Here is a 16,402-nt window from a genome sequence, read left to right as displayed (position 1 = left end):
TCTCGCGGGTCGGTCAGGAGCGCCGGAACCACCGGCGCCGCGGCGGGGGAGCGGCGACCGCCGCCGCCTCCGCGCGCGCGCGACGTCGCTCGATCCACGCCGCCACCTCGGCATCCACGTCGACCGTCGGGGTCACCACCGGCGGTCCGCCCTGCAGTTGCCGTCGCGTTTCGACCACGCGGCGGTTGAAGTCGATCACCGCCTCGCGCACCTCGGACTCGTGCGCGAGCGCATCCAACCGCGCGGCCATCTCCGCGTGCTCGACGCGCAGCGTGAGGGCGGGAGGGCCGAGACCGGTGAGCTGTTCGGTCTCGATCTTGCGGCGGATCCACCAGTCGGGGTCGTGCGCGGTCCCTAGGTCGGGGAGGGGTTTGCCCGCACCGGGCAGGTTGTCGAACTCGCCGCGACGGATCGCCTGCTGGATCGACGTCTCGACGAAGGCGGCCCTCTCCGCCGCGGTCGACCCGCGCGCAGGACCCGACGACTCGGTCGTCTCGGTCTCGAGGCCCGCCTCGCGCAGCCGCCGGTCGAGGCGGTAGCGCTCCGCGGCCTGCCGCGCATCGTCGCTCACGCGGCCTCCCGTCCGTCACGCTCCAGGCGGGCGAGGCGCTGCCGGGCCATGTCCTGGGCCCGCGGGCCCGAGCCGAGGGCGCGTTCGGTCACGCGCAGGACGACGCGGGTGAGGGCGAGCACCGGCAGCGGCCACCGGCGGACCCCGAGCATCTTGCGGTAGCGGCGCGGGATCGTGGCCACGGCGGCGGCGAACAGCACGCGGTACGACAGGCCCATCAGCCCGGGGAACGGCGGTCGGCGCAGGAAGCGCACCACGTCGGCCACCCTCTCGTCGCCGCGCAGTTCGCCACGCTCCCAGAACCCGTCGATCTCCGCTCGCAGGGCCGCGCGCGTGAGGGGAGGGTCGACGACCCGCATGAGGCGCCCCGCGGTCGCCCAGTCGGCGACGTACGCGTCGGGGCCGCCCGGAATGGGCTTCCTCGACACCTCGTGACCCGCGAGGAACGCGTCGGTGAAGGCCAGGTGCACCCACCGCACGAGGTCGGCCGCCTCGGCGGTGTACGCGCGCTCGCTGCCGTCGCCGGCGCGGTACTCGCCCTTCACGCGCTGGTGGAAGCGTCCCACGCGTCGAGTCTCGGCATCCGCCTGCGTCCGCGAACCGTAGGTGAGGGTGATCACCCAGCGCACCGTGCCGGTGAGACGGCCGATGGGATCCTCGCGGTAGCGCGACCAGTCGTGCACACCCGCGAGGGCGCCCGGGTGCAGCGCCTGCAGCAGGAGGGCCCGGATGCCGGCCACCAGCGTTCCCATTCCGGCATGGACGGTCCACGCGGGACCGTTCTCGACGAAGTAGCCCGTGTCGTCGCCATCGGCGATCGCCCGCACGTACGGCGCCATGCCGGTGGGGTCCCCCGCGAGGGCGACGAGGATCTTGCCGCGCAGCGTCGCGAGCCAGCCGGGGACGGTGGGGTAGGGCGCGTCGGTCACCCTTCCAGCGTGCCACCGTCTGAGCGGGCGGGCTCGGGATGAGTTCGACGTCGATGATCTTCCGCGTCGGGCGGCGATCAGTGCCCCTCGTGGGTGACGACGGGGACGGTGCCGTCGTCGCGGAGGAGGACGGCGTCCTGCGTCGCGCCGAGGGCGGGGGTGACGAGCACGGCGATCACGGCAGCGGCGACGAGCAGTCCGGTGACGCTCATCGGCTGGGCGGTGCGGTCGGCTCGCCGGCCGTGGCGGCGCAGGTGCACCGCGGCGGTCGCGCCGACGACGACGAGCAGCACCGCGCCTGCGGCCACACCGATGATGCTGGTGTGCGCCGGAGCGACGAACATCAGCGCGGTGGTGAGCACGAGTGCCGCCAGGGCGCCCGCGAGGGCGAGCCGGGGGACGACGAGGCGTCCGGTCGACAGGGTCGCGGCTCCCCACGCGAGGGAGGCGAGGCCCAGGATCACCATCCCGATCCCGAGGCCCGTTGCCAGGACCCCGGAATCGGGACGGACGATCGCGCCCGCGCCGAGGGCGGCGACGATGAGTCCGGCCCCCCACGCGGATACGGAGGGCCACGACCGCACGAAGGTCGCGGCTTTCATGCTCAGACCGCCGCGGTGCGGGGGACGTTGCGCTCGGTGCCGAGACCGACGCCCAGCAGCACGACCGCGCTGGCGAGGTGCAGGAAGTGGTCGGCCGTGTTCAGCGCGAGGATGTTGGCCGCGGTGCCGACCAGGAAGAAGCCGACGATACCGAGGAGCAGGTAGACCGCGCCGACGGTGGTGTTGACGCCCTTGGCCGCGCGGGCGTTCGCCAGGCCCGCGACCAGCAGCGCGCCACCGATGAGCAGGTGCGCGATGTTGTGCAGCGGGTTGACGGCGAAGATGCCGAGCAGCAGCCCGCCCTCGGTCGCGATGAAACCGACGCCGCCGGTGACGGCGAAGCCGAGAAGGCCGACGAGAAGGTAGACAGCGCCGAAGACGGTGGCCACGATGCGATTGGGTGACGAGCTCATGATGAACCTCCCAGATTGTTGGCAGCGACCGTCCGGCCGCTTCACCACATCTTCGGAGGTGAGCGGGGCGTCGGATTGGCCTTTGCCAAGAGAGGCTTCGAGGGAGTAGGGGCCCGGATACGACAGAAGGCCCCCGAGTACTCTCCGAGGCCCTCCGCAACAGAGTCGACCATAGGTCGGCGGTGATCACGGCGAACGGGGATTGCAATTCCCGTGATGTTCACGTAGCCCCGTGTCTGCCACACTCCCCGTATGCGGTTCGAGACGACCCTGGCGCAGATGGGCGACAACACCGGTATCGAGGTTCCCCCGGAGGTGGTCGACGCCCTGGGCGGCGGCAAGCGCGCCGCCGTCGTGGTGGACGTCAACGGGTACGTCTACGCGAGCACCATCGGCGTCATGGGGGGTCGTCTGCTGATCCCCTTCTCCGCCGACAAGCGCAGGGCGACGGGGCTCTCCGGGGGCGATGCCCTCACCGTCGACCTGACGCTCGACAGGGCGCCCCGCACGGTCGAGGTGCCCGACGACCTCGCGGCCGCTCTCGCCGAGGCCGCGGTGCGCCCCGCGTTCGACGCGCTCGCCCCCAGCGCCCGGAAGGCCCACGTCGTCGCCGTCGAGACCGCGAAGGCCGCCGAGACCCGCGCGCGACGCATCGCCGCGATCGTCGCGAAGCTGTCCTGAGGGCCGGCGGCCCGGCCGGCGCCGCACCGCGCGTGCCCGCGGACGATAGCCTGGAGCGGGAGGTCCCGTGGGGCGCACGAAAGAGGCCATCGCCGAAGGACTGTCGATCGCGACGGCCGCGGCTCGACTGACCGTGCGCAACCGCATCCTCGTCGAGACGATCGCCCGCGGCGGGCAGTTCGACAACGAGCTCTTCGCCGAGTTCGCCCGTGCCACGCTGAGTTCCCTCGCCGATGAGCAGGACCAGGCGGCCGACCGGGTGACGCACCAGCGCAAGCGCGCGTGGGGGCGCTTCTCCGATTCCTCTGGCACGCACGATTACCGCGATCGCGATACGCGCAACCTGCGCCGTCGCGCGAAGCAGTCCCGCGGGGTCGCGAAAGAACTGCGTGCGCTCGCCGACGATCCCGAGCGGGTGAAGACCCTCGTCGCCGACGCGCGTATCGCCGCGTGGGGCGACGTCGAGGCCAACCTGCGCCAGCGGCTCGACGTGGAGGGCATGACCGCCGACGCCGACCCCGAATACGCCCAGATGCGGAAGGCGCGGATGGACGCGTTGCGCATGGTCGATCTGGCCCGCCTCGCCTCGCAGGCGAAGCGCCGGGCGAAAGAGCGGGCCGCGTCCGACGACGTCGCCCCGCGCGACGACGAGGGAGCAGCGACGGGCGGCAAGAAGAAGAAGTCCTCCGCGCGCTGACCGCCCTCCCGCCCCGTCGCGCGATAGCCTCGGCGGCGAGCGAGGAGGATGCCATGACGCGACGAGGGTTCGGACGCGCGGCGCGCACGGCGCGGCCCGGTTACGCGCTGGTCTCCGTGAGCGCGCGCGACGCGAACGGGTTCGTGCACCACTACGACGACATCGAGGCGCCGCTCGGCTCGCTGCACGAGGCCGTGGCCATCCTGCAACTGCACTCCACCGCGACCGACGCGGCGCACCACGGCGACGCGTCGGCGTCGGCGTCGGCGTAGACCGGCGGGCCCGTCGCGGGCGTTCGTCGCGTGCGGGCCGGCCAGGGCACCCGGCCTCGCCGGGGACGGAAAAAGCCCCGGCTCAGAATTTCTTCTCAGCCGGGGCTTGTCACTGTCTCAACACAGTGTGCGCCCGAAGGGACTCGAACCCCTAACCTTCTGATGAATAGTCACTTGGGTCACAGCCCAGATTCAGCGTGATTACGCGTGACAGAAACGCTATGTAGTGGTTGACGGGCGAGGATTAGCCCACACATTAGCCCACAGTCCGGCTGCCAGCCCTCACCCTTCCGGCGTTACCCCCTCGCGCGATTCAGCGCCGAGTCAGCCGCTGCGCTGCGGAGCCGACGCATCGGAGCGACGTAGGGGGAACCGGTCGCGTGCGTGTCGTTGATGGGCGGAATGAGGCGGCGGATGATGCCCTCCTCCGTCGAACCGGGCGCATCGAGCGTGACCCAGGTGAACGTGATGTGTTCCGCCATCCACTCGGTGAGCAACCGCTCGCCTGTCGCGTCGAGTCCGAACTTCATGCGGCGCTTCGGGTCACGCACGACGACGTGCCCGCGCAGCGGGAGTACGTCAAGCAGCAGGCCAGTCAGGCTTCGCCGAGGTGCGCTGCCGCGGGTGTTTCCAAGGTGGAACTTCACCCGGTCGCCGATGGACTCATCCTGCGCCTTGCCGACGTACAGAGGTCGTTCGGACTTCACCGTCGGGAACCCTTCGGGCCAGGGTACGTTCGCGGTGCCCCACCAGGCGTAAATACCCGTCGAGCGTTCCGTGAGCGCGTCTCGCATCGAGCGAGGCGTGGATGTGAGCAGCGTTTCGGTGATGTCCATACGGGCATTCATAACGTGTTCGCAATGTCCATGCATCCCACCCGAATGTCCCCTATGACCTGGGTGTTCCACGCTGGCACCGGTGGCCACCTTGACCCCCGCTCAGGCAGGGTCCGGTAGCGCACTCCCGGTGGCCGGACCATCTGTCTCCGGGAGTGACTCGCTCTCGGAGGACTGGGCCGCGTCAGCCTTCCGGTTGACGAACCGGTCGATGACCTTGTCCGCCGCCCACCCCATAGCAGCCCCCGCGAGGAGTGTGCCGGTGCCGATGTAGAACCCGCTGAGTCGCCCGTTGCCACGAGTCGCGTTCGCGCCGAGGTTCGCGTAGTGCTGACGAAGGCCGTTCGGCCCTCCGTGCTTCGCCGCCTCCTGCACTAGGCGCGTCCATGAGTTGCCCATGGCTACTTGCCCCGAGCCTTCGCCTTGGCGTCCGCCTCGCGCTTCTTCAACTTGTCGATGCGCTCGATGTAGGCAGCCTTCTCTAGTAGCCGCTCGGCCTCCGCGCGGAGTTCGCGCGGGGTGCGGTTGGTTGCTCCAGGCGTACGCGCCATGGTGCCCTCCTCGGGTTCGGGTATACATAGATTTATCATTCTTCTACCGTTTCCGATAGGGCCGATGTCGTCCGTCTCTCATACGTTTCGACGGTGGGACATCACTGGAAGCCAACGCACGCCCTCACGAGGACGCCGACCGGCTGGGTGATGCTTGACCGAAGAACGCTCGTAGCGCGTATCGAGAGGGCACACATCCGGCACCGCGACGCCTCGCACGCTGTGTCGCCCGAGGGGTGGACCATTACATACGGACCGCCGAACGACGTGGACTCCATCGCGACGGCAGTGTGGGTTCTCTGGGAGCGCGCGAAGGCGAGAACGCCCCCGGCCGCGACGACGAGGGCCGCTCGAAGCGCGTCAGCGCGGGACCGGCTGGTCGTTCGCTAGGCAGGAGACGATGCGGCCGAGCATCACGGACGAGCGCGGAACATGCTGCCGCTCGATAGCCTCGGCGACGGCATCGGCGTTGAAATCGGACACCCGCACATCGGAGATGAAGACTGGCTCACCCGCGATGAGCGTCGCGATGGCCTGGTCATAGTCGGTCGCGGTGAGGTCGATGATGCGCCGGACGGTCCGCGTGAGCGAGAGAATGCGGTCGCCCGCGAGGTGCCCGGCCACGACCTCCGCGGCCACCTCCGGGAACGACGCCCGGAACACGAGCGTGATGTTCTCGATGCGCTCGCTCGTCGCCGCGCGACGATACCGCTCAGGCGTTCGCACGGCGCGCTCCCTTCGCCCAGGACCGCAGGATGAGCCAGCGCTCGACCGCGTGCAGGTCGTAACGCTCCACGCTGCGTGAGATGCGGCGCGCGTCGATGAAGGTGCCGGGAACCGCAACAAGAGCGGCCTCCGCCGCGCTCACTCGCCGGGCGTAGCGGGCGGCGCTCACGAAGCTGCTCCAAGAATGGCCACGGCGTAGTCCACAGGGATGCTCTCGGTCCATGCCGCCGCTACCGCTCGTAGGTCGGTAGCGCCTGCGTCGAGCACGATGCGCAGGTAGAGCAGGTCTACGCCCGCGTCGAAGAGCACGCCCCATGCGACCACGTCCTCCACCTCGATGCCGAGGCTCACAAGGCCGGTTGCGTACTCGCGGAAAACCCCTTGGGGCAGGTCGGCGATGAGTTGCCGCGGCGCGGCCATATCGGCAAGCAGCGCTAGACGCTCGGCGGACGGGGCGCTCATCGGTCCGCGTCGTTCGCATCGCCCGCGCCGATGCCCAGCCACCCACGGCGCCTCAGCTCGGCGACGAGCATGACGCGGCGGTTCTTGAATCCAGCGATGAGCGACCACGGTGCCCGGCCGAAGTCCACGGCCGCGATGCGCGGCTCAGGTTCCTCGACGAGCGGGACCATCTCAACCACATCGAGGTAGGACGGGCGCTCGTCGCCGTCGATGACGAAGTCCACCGGGTAGCCGGTCATCCTCTCAACGGAGCCGACGAAGGCGCCGACCTCGAAGTAGCCGGAGGCGGGCGCCAGCGTGCCGACGAGGTTGATGTCCGAGTACGAGTAGTCCGCTCCGGTCACGCACGAGCCGAACACGCGTACGTCGCTGATTTCGTATCGCGCCGCGAGGGCCACGATTTGCTCCGCATAGTGCTCCAGCGCGAGGGAGGGGCGGGCGAACACGCGCTCCGCGGCACCGCATGAGCGGCAGTACCCGGCGCTCATGCCGTCACGGCCTCTCGCACGCGGAGCGCTTCGAGGCGCTCGATGGTGTCGCCGGTCATGAGCGCCGCGTCCATGATGACGAGGCGACCCGCCATCATGTCGAAGACCTCGGACCACGCGGGGCACAGGCTCGTGATGAACTCGGTGAGGCGTGGGTTGAGCACGAGCATCCCACCGACGAGCATCGCCGCGACATCGAAGCGACCTCGCTCCGGCGTCGTGATGAGCAGTGAGCCGAGGTGCGTATCCGGGTCGAACCAGAACTCGCCGGTCTCGACATCGCAGGTGCCCTTCGCGAACGCTGTGCGGAGCGCGCGAGCCATGCGCAGCGGGTTCATGCGGTCACCACCAGGTCGTCGCGCGTCAGGGCCGCTTCGGCCGAGCGCTCGGGTCGAGCGACCTCCGCGATGACGAGGTCCGTCCGGAACGCGACAAGTCGTTTCCAGGACGCGCCGCGGTCGTAGACCATCGGCGCACGGTCCAGCATCTCGGGGAACGAGATGCGCCAGGTGCCTGCCTTCAGAAGCATCTCGACCAGCGCAGCGGTTTCGTAGATGCGGCTCAGGTTGTCACGGGCCGCGTCGTAGAGCGCGCGGCTGCCGCTCGTGGCTACCGCCGTGACCGAGGTCACGGGGCGGACGCCGTCTACCGGCGCGAAGCGGATTTCAACGCGACGGTTCACTGGCCGACCTCGCTCTCGATTTCAAACTGCGGGGCCACAGCCTGGAAGAGGGTCCTAACGGCGCCCTCCACGTCGTCCGCCTCGACCTGCGCCTTGACCTCGGGCGTGACCGCAGCCATGGCGGCCTCAGCGGCTTCGCGAGCCTCTTCGGGGACGGAGGCTGCTACCGCGTCGGCGTGCTTCGTGACGATTTCCACGAAGTAGGCGTACTGCTGCCCGATTTCGAGGCAGCGCTGATTGGCCGCTTCGAGGTCACTCAGTGCGGCCGGGTCAGCGGTCGCACGCTCAGCGGCGTCGCGGAGCGGCAGTTGGCACTGCGCCTCCACGTCCTCTCCGATGGCTTCCGCCTGCGCGACGATGCTCTTCGCGCTCGTGGTGCCGTCGTCAGCCTGGGCGGCCTGCGCAAAGCCGAACGCGACGGCTCCGGCGACGATGAGGCCGCTCGTTGCGAGGGTGGCGAGTGTCTTACTCATGAGGGGTTCTCTTTCGGGGTTCTGGGGAGGCTTTTCCTCCCTCATCACCCCCACGCCGGGCGTGTTTTCACGAGCGCACGCGACAACGCCCCGCCAGTTACCCGGCGGGGCGTCGTCTTAGATATCGCGGTTCTTACGCCGCGCCATCACCTTCCCTCGTCAGAAGCGCCGCGGCAGCCGCGGTGCCCCATAGCCCAAGCGCTGCATAGTAGACGAGGGCCGCTGGTCCCTGCGCTTGCGTGGCCGCGCCGAGGTACGCCAGCCCGGAGCCAAGTAGGCCGGGCACCAGCACCGCCCAGCGAGCACCCCCGTGTCGCGTGATGGCACCCGCCACGGATAGCACCGCGGCACCGAGCGCGAGCAGCGGCCAGAGCAGCGCGGCCCCCGTCCAGATGAGCAGAGAGAAAATCGCGGCGGGAACCGCGAGGGCGACCAGCCAGCCGAGCAGAAGGAAAGCCAGGGACGGACGTGCGCGCATCAGAAACCCGCCTCTTCGATGCGGTCGAGGGTCCATCCACTACGCCCGCGCACCAGCGTGACGAAGGCGTGCGCCGCCTCCAGCGTGATGCGGTGGCCGGGGCGCTGCACCTCGGGGATGCCGCGCGCTTCGAGCATGATTTCCGCTGTCTCGGCAGCCGCGAGCACGTCGTCGGTTGTGACGAGCGCGGGCATCGAACCGAGCAGTGCGCGAAGGAACGGCGCTTCGGCCTCGCTGATGATGCCGAACATCAAGCCACCATCCCAGCCCCGCGGAGCACACGTGCTGCGTGCGCCGCGTAGTCGAAGCCGGTCGGCGGGTAGACACGTACACGGCGCTCGTCTCCCGCGCGGTCGCGCAGGACGGGGGTCAGGAACCAGTCGTTCGCCCCGCGCTCCAGGTAGATGACGCTTGTGGAGTACGTCCACTTCTTCGTGCCGGTGCGCTGATGCGCGATGACAGTCACGCCCTTTCGCAGCGAGGCCGGGATGCCAGCGGCTTCGAGCGCGCTTTCGGCTTCGCACGCCTCCTGCTGCACGCCTCGGGCGACGTAGACACCCGCGGTCGAGGCGCGGCCCGTGGGAGTGGTCTGCGCGCCGTCGAGCGCTTCCTGCACCCTCGCGGTGGCGTTCACGTTGATTTTCATAGGGGGTTCTCTCTTCCTGAGAGAGGCTTTTCCTCCCTCATCACCCCCACGCCGGGCAGGTTTTCACGCGGGCATGACAACGGCCCCCACCCGAAAGGGCAGGGGCCGTGAGTCAGTATCAGACGAGCGCTGCGGCGAGGGCGGTGCGGACCGCGTCCAGGTCCAACTTCTTCGCGGCGCGGCGGAGCGCCTGCGCACGGGCGCTCTTCGCGTCGCCCGTCAGGGCCGCAATGAAGCCGGTCTGTACGCGCTCTTCGCCCGCGGCCTTCCTGTCCGTCGCCATACGCTCGGCGATAATCGCTTGCAGTTCGGCACCGTCCTGCACGCCGAACTGCGAGGCGAGCGCGTCCCAGGAACCGTCAGCGACCTCATACATCGGCTTCTTCGGCTCCTCGTCGTCCTCTTCGGCGGCGAAGTCGAGGCCCGCATCGAGCATCTCATCAGCGGAGGCGGTCAGCCGGTCATCCAGCATCCACGCGGCATCCTCCGCGGCCCAGCGGCGGTAACCGCGCATCTTCGAGATAGCGACAATGCGCTCGGCCTCAAGGACAACGCGCTCGTCATCGGTCATCCCGGCGAGACGCGAACGGTGCGCCGCGAGCGAGCGGGCGGCGTCCTTTTCTTCAACGGTCGCGCCGCTCAGCGCGCGGGTTGCGTCATCTAGGGCGCGACGGGTGTCGCGGGCCAGGTTTGCGTCGGACAGCGCGAGTTCCTTGCGCTCGGCGGCGGCAAGGGCCGGACGCAGCGCGTGGAAGTACTCCAGTGCCCCCACAAGGCCAAAAATGTCGAGCAGGGGCATGTGCTCTTCCACGCGGCCCGAGAGCGGCGCGGCGGCACCCGCGGTAAGCGGCTCGGTGATGTAGTGAGCGGCCTTTTCGGCGACGTCAGATTCGATGTCTCCGCGATGCGCGTCGCGGCCGCGGAGCGCGCTCTTCACGGCGGCGCGAACAGCCTTCGAAGCGGCGGTGACATCCTCTCCGCCGACCCAGAAAGCAGCGGCGCGGGCCGCGTTCAGCGCGAAGGCCGCGAGAAGCTTTTTGTCTTCGTCGTTCTGGCGGGCGGTGGCGAGCGTGAAGGTCCAGACTTCTTGCGCGAGGGCGGCGCTCTCACTCTCCAGGCGGGCATCCGTGCGGTAAGCCTTCGCCGTGTCGTCCCAGCGGGTCATCGGGTAGACGACATAGCGTGCTTCGTCGCGCAGCCAGGCGACGTAAACGTCCTCCATCACGGCGAGGCCGTCGAGGTCGGTGGCTGGCACCTGCTGACGCCAGAACGTCTGCTCTGCGACGGTGTCTGTGTGGAGGGTGCTGAGTGACATTTCGGTGATTCCCTTGCGTAGTACCGGTTGCAGCCGGTCGAACTTTTGTTCGCAACTCCAGTATACTCCCCTGCCGTCAGAATCGTGACTACTTATGGTGTAATATGCGCAGCCGCGCGCTCTCACCCCACGAAAAAGGCCCGCCCCCTGCAAGGGACGGGCCTGGTACGGGAATCAACCGAACGGTCCTCTCATTGTATCTCGCACGCGGATGAGGAGCGAGCGGTCAAGCCGCGAGGCCCATCCGCTCCATCTTTCGCTCGATACGCACCATCTCGTCGATACGCGCCTCGGCTTCAGCCTGCTGGCGCTTCGACTCCGCGATTTCGGCCTCGACCTCCGGGGTACGCCACTCCACGGCGCGCGCCCAGTGCGCGGCCTCATCGTCGCCATCCCACGTGCGCGGCGGACGGGAGAGGTCGAAGACCGTGCCGGTGCCCACATGGACGCGGCGACCCTCCACATCCGGCTTCATGAAGCCCTTCGCGTCCACGTCGTCCTCGTCGTAGTACGTGCCGGTCTTCGCGTGCACGCCGTCAGCGAGGAAGCCGGTCGGCGCCCACGGCTTTCCGGTCAACGGGTGGCGGAGGTTCTTCGCATCCTGCGTGAGGTCGCGGTGGCCACCCCACGGTGAGAAGCCGGAGCGGTCGTAGCCCTGCTGGTCGAACCCGTGCGCCAGAAGCCAGGCCGCATAGCGCACACGCACCGCCTCCCGCTCCGACTTCGGGCGCTGAACAGGCACGGCCGCGCGCTGCGGCTCCGGCGTCACGCCCACGCTGCGATACCAGGCTGCGACACGTCGCGCGACGGCGCGGGATGCGCGCCACGCGCCCACGGTGCGCACCCATGCTGAGGGTCGGTCAACCGCAGTCTGCTGCGGACCGGCGAGCACGTAGGTCGTGGTGACGCGGCCGCGATTCGGGCCGGTTTTGATGACCGCCTGCGACTGCCGCAGCCGCGGGTCGTGCTTCCTGCTATAGCCCATCAACGATTCCTTCCCTCACCGCCCGCTCTCCTAGAACGCGCCGTATCTCTTTCGCCTTGTCGGCGTCCGGTAGACGCCAGGGCTTGCTCATCGGCTGCCATTCGCCGCCCGTCCGCTGAATAACCCTTGGCATCTCCTGCGACCCACCCGCCTTCGTGTCGGCCAGCCGCTTACCCGGTCGGGCGACAAGACAATCCCGTGTCGGCCCAGTCGCATGCCCGCGGTCTTCCGTAGTCTGTGACTTCGCGCGGCTCCCGACTGTCGTGCGGGTGCGGTCGGCTGACCAGACGCATACAGCTCTACGCTGTACCCGTGAGCATGCTCGACGACATCATCGACGGCGCCGTAGACGACGCGGTCAGTACGTCCAGCATCGTCCGAAAGGTGCAGGTCGTTGCTCGGCGCCTGGAAGCAACCGCCATCGAGTCATGGGCGAGAAATGAACTGCGCGGTTACGCGCAGGATGCAACACTGCCGGAGTACCGGTCTGACATCCGCACGCTCGTCACTGGGCACTGGGTCGCATTGAACTATCAGATGAACCAGATGCTCAGTGCTGACGGACTGCCTGAAGAGGCTGTGGAGTTGCTCTTCCGCGCTGAACTGCGTCAGAGTCTCGGCGAGATTGAGACACTCTCACAGCCCGAAGAGGGCGCAACGGCCAGTATCCCGTGGACGACACATTCGGTTGGACTCTGGAACCAGATGGTGAGCCGAGGTTTGGTTGTCGGATACCAGGGCGCGAGCCTATTGAGCGCACGTCAGATGCTCACCCCCGGCGCGTTACGAGGAGTTCTAGACACCGTCCGTAACGTCGGGATGGAGTTCGCTCTAGAGTTACAGGCCGCGAATCCATCAGCGGGGTCGAAGGAAGGCCCAACGGTCGAAGACGCGCCTATCGGGCGCGTGGTGTGGAACGTCACCAACAACCTGTACGGGGATGGCTCGGTGGTCGCGCAAGGCGAGAACATCCGCCAACGTACGACTGTTCGCACAGGAGACCTGGCGTCCCTGCTGGAGGCTGCCGGTGCACTTGGTCTGAGCGAAGAGGGCAAGGAAGAACTGGCACGGGTGGTGCTGTCAGACGGGCCGCGTCGTCAAGGAAAGGTGCAGCGGTTTCTCGCGAAAGTGGGCAACGGCGCGTTCCAGGTGGGAACGAGCGTGACGACAACACAGCTTTCCGCCCTCATCAGCTCCTACTTCGGCAGCTAGAACCACATCGCGCCGTGACCACAGACAACGTCCGTTCTGGTCTTCGAACTGCGAGCGTCTACACCGGCGCAACTCAGCCGACAATAGGCTGAGCAACCACCCACGTGTTCGAAACGGCCGAGCCACCGTCGAGGGGCAGGCAAGTCACCAAGACCAGGTGCCCCGTGTAACGCTGCGGGGCAGCCAGCGGGCCTTGCGCGTTCGCGTCACCTTTACCCGCCGTCCAACGCTCCGTCACGCGCCACGAGGCACCTAGAGCCTCGATGCGGTCCCCAACAGCGAAGGTGAGAAAGGCGTTCCCAGGTGCTTCGCCGCCGCCGGATAGCGCGTGCGCCGCCAGCCACGTCGCACCCTCCGGCAAGCCGTTCACGCGGTAAATGTGGGCGAGGTCAGGGGGTGAGATACGCCCGTCGGCGGGGACATCCATCTCGCGAATGTCAGACAGAACGTGCGTAGGCGCGGGCGTCTCTCCCGGACCCTCGGCCTCATCGGGTGGTTCGACCGTTGTCACGATGACAGGTGGCTCCGGCACCGCCGACGGCGTCGCCGTAGGTGATGCGGCCGCGACCGACGGCATGGGTGGGGACGTGATGACCGCAGGCTCCTGCACCGCAGCAACCCCGAGCACGAGAGCCGCGGAGAGGCCAGCACCGCCAGCAAGGGCGAGAGCGCCCCGCCACGATATGCGGAGCGCTCTCGGTAGGACATCCCGTGCTGTCATCGCCACTGCACGTACAAGATGCGATTGATGAGACCGGAGGTCGGTGCCTGTATGTGCGCCCAACCACCGCTGCCCGCGGTCCAGCCGTTCGGCTGCTGCCAGACGCGCCCGGCAGGCCCGCCATCCTTCGCCCAACCCGAATCCTGCACGGCGCTGGCGCCGAGTTCTTCGGCAGCCTGCCACGGTGCGATGGTCGCCCCCGCGGGGAGGATGAGCACGCGGCCACCGAAGATGCTCTCCGGTCGCGACTCCCACCGCCAACCGTCGCCGAGACGCGCCTCAGCAGCCTGCGCCCGCTCGAAGGCCTGTGCGACTATCTCCACTGCCGTGGGCTGCGGAGGCAATGCCCGCCCCGACGCTGAGTACCGGGTCTCGGAGGTACGCGCGGACGCGTCCTGCGCGAACGCAGCGGCACCAGTCAGTAGAAGAGTGGTGAGCGCGAGAGCGGTGCCGGAGGCCGCGAGTTTGAGATGTGCGTGCATGGTGTGTCCTTGGTTCGTGTCGGTGGGTGTAGGCGGGACCGAGATGGTTCTCGGCCCCGCCTACAGGGTCAGCGCTCGGTCCGCGGCCTGCGGCGCAGAGCGGCGAACGCTCCCGCCAGACCTGTCAGACCCAGCCCGGCCGCTCCTGCCAGGAGAGCTGATACTGGAGTTGCGGTCTGCGCCTGCTGCACGGAGCGTGAAGCATCGACTGGACCCGCAACGCCGGTGTCGAAACGGACATTCGGCGTGGTCGGCTGCGTCGGAGCCTCTGGCTTCGGCTGCTCGGGAGTAACCGGCGTCTCCGGTGTGACCGGAGGCTCTGGGTCCACAGGTGGCTCCGGTGTGACCGGTGGCTCGGGGTCCACGGGAGGTGTCACAGGCTGTTCCGGGTCTACCGGTGGCTGCTCGGCCGCGAAAACCGCGATGCGGACTTCGCCGGGTGCTGTCGCATCCGGGCGGATGGGACCGTACTCAGTGTCCACCAGCTCGGAGACGGTGAAGCCGAAAGCCAGTGTTTTCGGTTCCGAGGAACCGGCGTAGGTGAAGCCGCCAGTGACCCGCGTCACACCATCTGGCAGCTCGGCTGCCTGCACCTCGGCCACTGACGGGCTGAGACCGGTCAGGCGGCTTGCGGCGAGCAACTCATCGTCGGTGACTGTGACTGGTGTCTCGACCGGAATGCGCCTCTCGACGATGCCACCCTCGATATTGCTCGGCAGCGACTCCACGCGGACCTCCGCGTTGACGCGCGTGCCATCCGACAGGAGCACCGGCACCGAGATGCCCGCAGCGTTCAGCCATTCAGCAGAGCCGAAGTCGAACGTGATGACCGAACCGTCCACGCTGATGTTGAGGCCTTCCGGCGCGTTGTAGTCCAAGCCGAGGAACTCCCCGTCGCGAACGGCCAGACCGCCCGTTGCCGGAATGGTCAGGGTGCCACTCTCAGCGCTCGGGAGAGCCACGCTGACGCCACCGGGGATGCGTTCCGCGAGGTCGATGCTGACCGTCTTCGTTGGCTCGCCGGTCAGGACACCCACGCGGTAGTTCGGGTTCTCCGCCTGCGCGCCCTTGCCGTAGTCGATGAGGCCGAAGCCTGCGGGTGTGCCTGCGGGGGCTTCACCCACCACCTGACGTGGCTCAGAGGGCGTGACACTTGCGTCACCAGTGGGTGTGATGGTTTCGCGAGGCATCTTCCAGGTCAGGTAATGTCCGTTACGCCATTCGGCGAGGTCGGCCCCAGCCCACATCGCGATGCCGCCTTCGTAGGTGGTGCGCGGTGCCTCAGTGACCCACGCGAATGGCGAGTCGGCATCGACACCGGACGCTCCGGTGATGGTGACAGGCGTGCTGCTCACGCCCGAGGGCTGATGGCGCAGGGTGACCGTGACGCCAAACGACGCGTTCTCATCAAGCGCAGCGAGCCGCACACGGCCGTCGGTCGCCGTGGTGTCCGAGGTGACGGACGTGCCCGGAGACGCAACGACATCGAACGCGAACTCGTTCCAGTCGATGCGACCCAGACCGATGATGTCAGGTCCGGAGACGGTGCGCACCGGCAGCGTGCGGTAGGACTCCGTAGGCGTCACTTCCAGCTTCCCGACCAGCGAACGCAGGTCCAGCTCGACCTGTGCGCCTGGCGCCGCGTACCCGGCGATAAAGTCGGTGCGCACCTCCGGCATGTACTTCTCGTACACCGTGGGCGGTGCCAGTGGCGAAGACTGGTATGTGCCGGTGCCGATAGACACGAGGCCTTCGGTGTCGGATACCGCGGTGGAGGCGGCGGGCGAGTTGTCGGACGCGAACACGGCGCCTACCGGTGTGAACGTGAGCGCGAGCGCGAGGACTGCGCCGCAGCTCAGGGTGCTCAGGGTGATGTTGCGTGCCATTCAATGGCCTCCTTGCTGTGGTCCGACTCGTCTTTCGAATCGGAAGGTATAGGGGTGATGCGCGCGGCGTGCCTCAGCCGGGAGCGACGATGCGCGCGACAAAGGACGGTCCACGGCGAGGGGCGAAGCGCAGCTGCATGAAACTTCCGCTCTCCTTACTTAGTGCGGAGAATCGGGTGCGAATGTGGATGCTCGGCGCTGTGAAGGGGCTGAGAAACCGCGCCGCATGCCAGTAGCGTCCTGTCAGCGCGCGTTTCGTGGCATCTCGCGTGTGCGCCTATCTGACGCGCACCG

General features: G+C 68.3%; 24 protein-coding genes. 4 read left to right on the top strand and 20 right to left on the bottom strand.

Annotation, left to right across the window (positions count from 1 at the left end; genetic code table 11):
- Nucleotides 1–13 precede the first annotated feature (13 nt).
- The 4 genes from AB1K56_RS03455 to AB1K56_RS03440 all read right to left on the bottom strand — a co-directional run bounded on the left by AB1K56_RS03455 (nt 14) and on the right by AB1K56_RS03440 (nt 2,515).
- A complete protein-coding gene (locus tag AB1K56_RS03455) occupies nt 14–571 on the bottom strand; it encodes a DUF1992 domain-containing protein (RefSeq protein ID WP_371204565.1) in 558 nt (185 codons plus the stop codon).
- The gene (locus AB1K56_RS03450) at nt 568–1,500 is read right to left on the bottom strand and encodes an oxygenase MpaB family protein (RefSeq protein WP_371204564.1); all 933 of its coding nucleotides are present in this window, start codon (nt 1,498–1,500) and stop codon (nt 568–570) included. The genes AB1K56_RS03455 and AB1K56_RS03450 overlap by 4 nt, the downstream gene beginning before the upstream one ends.
- A gap of 77 nt (nt 1,501–1,577) precedes the next feature.
- Nucleotides 1,578–2,102: a hypothetical protein gene (locus tag AB1K56_RS03445; protein ID WP_371204563.1), complete on the bottom strand. Its 525-nt coding sequence runs from the start codon at nt 2,100–2,102 to the stop codon at nt 1,578–1,580.
- A 2-nt stretch (nt 2,103–2,104) separates the two neighbouring features.
- Entirely contained in the window at nt 2,105–2,515 is a 411-nt protein-coding gene (locus tag AB1K56_RS03440; protein WP_136587506.1) for a DUF4383 domain-containing protein, read from the bottom strand.
- Nucleotides 2,516–2,767: 252 nt separating this feature from the next.
- On the opposite strand from AB1K56_RS03440, the gene AB1K56_RS03435 reads away from it, so the two are divergent.
- From AB1K56_RS03435 to AB1K56_RS03425, 3 genes are all read left to right on the top strand, one after another.
- Complete coding sequence (locus tag AB1K56_RS03435) at nt 2,768–3,196, top strand: YdeI/OmpD-associated family protein (protein WP_371204562.1); 429 nt, start codon at nt 2,768–2,770, stop codon at nt 3,194–3,196.
- Between the two features lie 67 nt (nt 3,197–3,263).
- Nucleotides 3,264–3,893, top strand: a complete 630-nt coding sequence (locus AB1K56_RS03430) for an asparagine synthase (RefSeq protein ID WP_371204561.1) — start codon at nt 3,264–3,266, stop codon at nt 3,891–3,893.
- Between the two features lie 53 nt (nt 3,894–3,946).
- Nucleotides 3,947–4,165 carry a hypothetical protein gene (locus AB1K56_RS03425; RefSeq protein ID WP_371204560.1) on the top strand — a complete coding sequence of 73 codons (219 nt, stop codon included), beginning with the start codon at nt 3,947–3,949 and terminating at the stop codon, nt 4,163–4,165.
- Nucleotides 4,166–4,461: 296 nt separating this feature from the next.
- Here the strand turns inward: AB1K56_RS03425 and AB1K56_RS03420 are convergent, their stop codons facing one another.
- From AB1K56_RS03420 to AB1K56_RS03360, 13 genes are all read right to left on the bottom strand, one after another.
- Complete coding sequence (locus tag AB1K56_RS03420; protein WP_371204559.1) at nt 4,462–5,001, bottom strand: GIY-YIG nuclease family protein; 540 nt, start codon at nt 4,999–5,001, stop codon at nt 4,462–4,464.
- 401 nt (nt 5,002–5,402) lie between these two features.
- Nucleotides 5,403–5,552 carry a hypothetical protein gene (locus AB1K56_RS03415; protein ID WP_371204558.1) on the bottom strand — a complete coding sequence of 50 codons (150 nt, stop codon included), beginning with the start codon at nt 5,550–5,552 and terminating at the stop codon, nt 5,403–5,405.
- A 360-nt stretch (nt 5,553–5,912) separates the two neighbouring features.
- On the bottom strand, nt 5,913–6,278 hold the full coding sequence (locus tag AB1K56_RS03410) for a hypothetical protein (RefSeq protein WP_371204557.1): 366 nt from the start codon (nt 6,276–6,278) through the stop codon (nt 5,913–5,915).
- Nucleotides 6,265–6,447: a hypothetical protein gene (locus AB1K56_RS03405; protein ID WP_371204556.1), complete on the bottom strand. Its 183-nt coding sequence runs from the start codon at nt 6,445–6,447 to the stop codon at nt 6,265–6,267. Before AB1K56_RS03405 ends, AB1K56_RS03410 begins: the two co-directional genes overlap by 14 nt.
- Complete coding sequence (locus AB1K56_RS03400) at nt 6,444–6,740, bottom strand: hypothetical protein (RefSeq protein ID WP_371204555.1); 297 nt, start codon at nt 6,738–6,740, stop codon at nt 6,444–6,446. Before AB1K56_RS03400 ends, AB1K56_RS03405 begins: the two co-directional genes overlap by 4 nt.
- On the bottom strand, nt 6,737–7,138 hold the full coding sequence (locus AB1K56_RS03395; RefSeq protein ID WP_371204553.1) for a nucleotidyltransferase family protein: 402 nt from the start codon (nt 7,136–7,138) through the stop codon (nt 6,737–6,739). Before AB1K56_RS03395 ends, AB1K56_RS03400 begins: the two co-directional genes overlap by 4 nt.
- An 86-nt stretch (nt 7,139–7,224) precedes the next feature.
- Nucleotides 7,225–7,566 (bottom strand): hypothetical protein, encoded by a 342-nt coding sequence (locus tag AB1K56_RS03390; protein ID WP_371204552.1) that lies wholly within the window; start codon nt 7,564–7,566, stop codon nt 7,225–7,227.
- Complete coding sequence (locus AB1K56_RS03385; RefSeq protein WP_371204550.1) at nt 7,563–7,910, bottom strand: hypothetical protein; 348 nt, start codon at nt 7,908–7,910, stop codon at nt 7,563–7,565. Before AB1K56_RS03385 ends, AB1K56_RS03390 begins: the two co-directional genes overlap by 4 nt.
- Nucleotides 7,907–8,428 carry a hypothetical protein gene (locus AB1K56_RS03380; protein ID WP_371204549.1) on the bottom strand — a complete coding sequence of 174 codons (522 nt, stop codon included), beginning with the start codon at nt 8,426–8,428 and terminating at the stop codon, nt 7,907–7,909. Before AB1K56_RS03380 ends, AB1K56_RS03385 begins: the two co-directional genes overlap by 4 nt.
- 432 nt (nt 8,429–8,860) lie before the next feature.
- Entirely contained in the window at nt 8,861–9,112 is a 252-nt protein-coding gene (locus AB1K56_RS03375; RefSeq protein WP_371204548.1) for a hypothetical protein, read from the bottom strand.
- Nucleotides 9,112–9,507: a hypothetical protein gene (locus tag AB1K56_RS03370; RefSeq protein WP_371204547.1), complete on the bottom strand. Its 396-nt coding sequence runs from the start codon at nt 9,505–9,507 to the stop codon at nt 9,112–9,114. Before AB1K56_RS03370 ends, AB1K56_RS03375 begins: the two co-directional genes overlap by 1 nt.
- Before the next feature lie 118 nt (nt 9,508–9,625).
- Nucleotides 9,626–10,822: a hypothetical protein gene (locus AB1K56_RS03365; RefSeq protein WP_371204546.1), complete on the bottom strand. Its 1,197-nt coding sequence runs from the start codon at nt 10,820–10,822 to the stop codon at nt 9,626–9,628.
- 226 nt (nt 10,823–11,048) lie between these two features.
- On the bottom strand, nt 11,049–11,810 hold the full coding sequence (locus AB1K56_RS03360; RefSeq protein WP_371204545.1) for a hypothetical protein: 762 nt from the start codon (nt 11,808–11,810) through the stop codon (nt 11,049–11,051).
- A gap of 315 nt (nt 11,811–12,125) precedes the next feature.
- Between AB1K56_RS03360 and AB1K56_RS03355 the strand changes: the two genes are divergently transcribed.
- Nucleotides 12,126–13,019, top strand: coding sequence for a hypothetical protein (locus AB1K56_RS03355; protein ID WP_371204655.1), 894 nt, complete (start codon nt 12,126–12,128; stop codon nt 13,017–13,019).
- Between the two features lie 73 nt (nt 13,020–13,092).
- Here AB1K56_RS03355 and AB1K56_RS03350 read toward each other — a convergent pair whose 3' ends face one another.
- From AB1K56_RS03350 to AB1K56_RS03340, 3 genes are all read right to left on the bottom strand, one after another.
- Nucleotides 13,093–13,446 (bottom strand): hypothetical protein, encoded by a 354-nt coding sequence (locus tag AB1K56_RS03350; protein ID WP_371204544.1) that lies wholly within the window; start codon nt 13,444–13,446, stop codon nt 13,093–13,095.
- A 290-nt stretch (nt 13,447–13,736) separates the two neighbouring features.
- Complete coding sequence (locus tag AB1K56_RS03345; protein ID WP_371204543.1) at nt 13,737–14,063, bottom strand: hypothetical protein; 327 nt, start codon at nt 14,061–14,063, stop codon at nt 13,737–13,739.
- Nucleotides 14,064–14,290: 227 nt separating this feature from the next.
- Nucleotides 14,291–16,108: a hypothetical protein gene (locus tag AB1K56_RS03340; protein ID WP_371204542.1), complete on the bottom strand. Its 1,818-nt coding sequence runs from the start codon at nt 16,106–16,108 to the stop codon at nt 14,291–14,293.
- Between the last annotated feature and the right edge of the window lie 294 nt (nt 16,109–16,402).

It is taken from the genome of Microbacterium sp. BWR-S6Y, from assembly GCF_041379845.1.
GTDB lineage: Bacteria > Actinomycetota > Actinomycetes > Actinomycetales > Microbacteriaceae > Microbacterium > Microbacterium hydrothermale.
The sequence above is the reverse complement of the archived record's forward strand: the minus strand, read 5'-3'. Positions and strand labels throughout refer to the sequence as shown.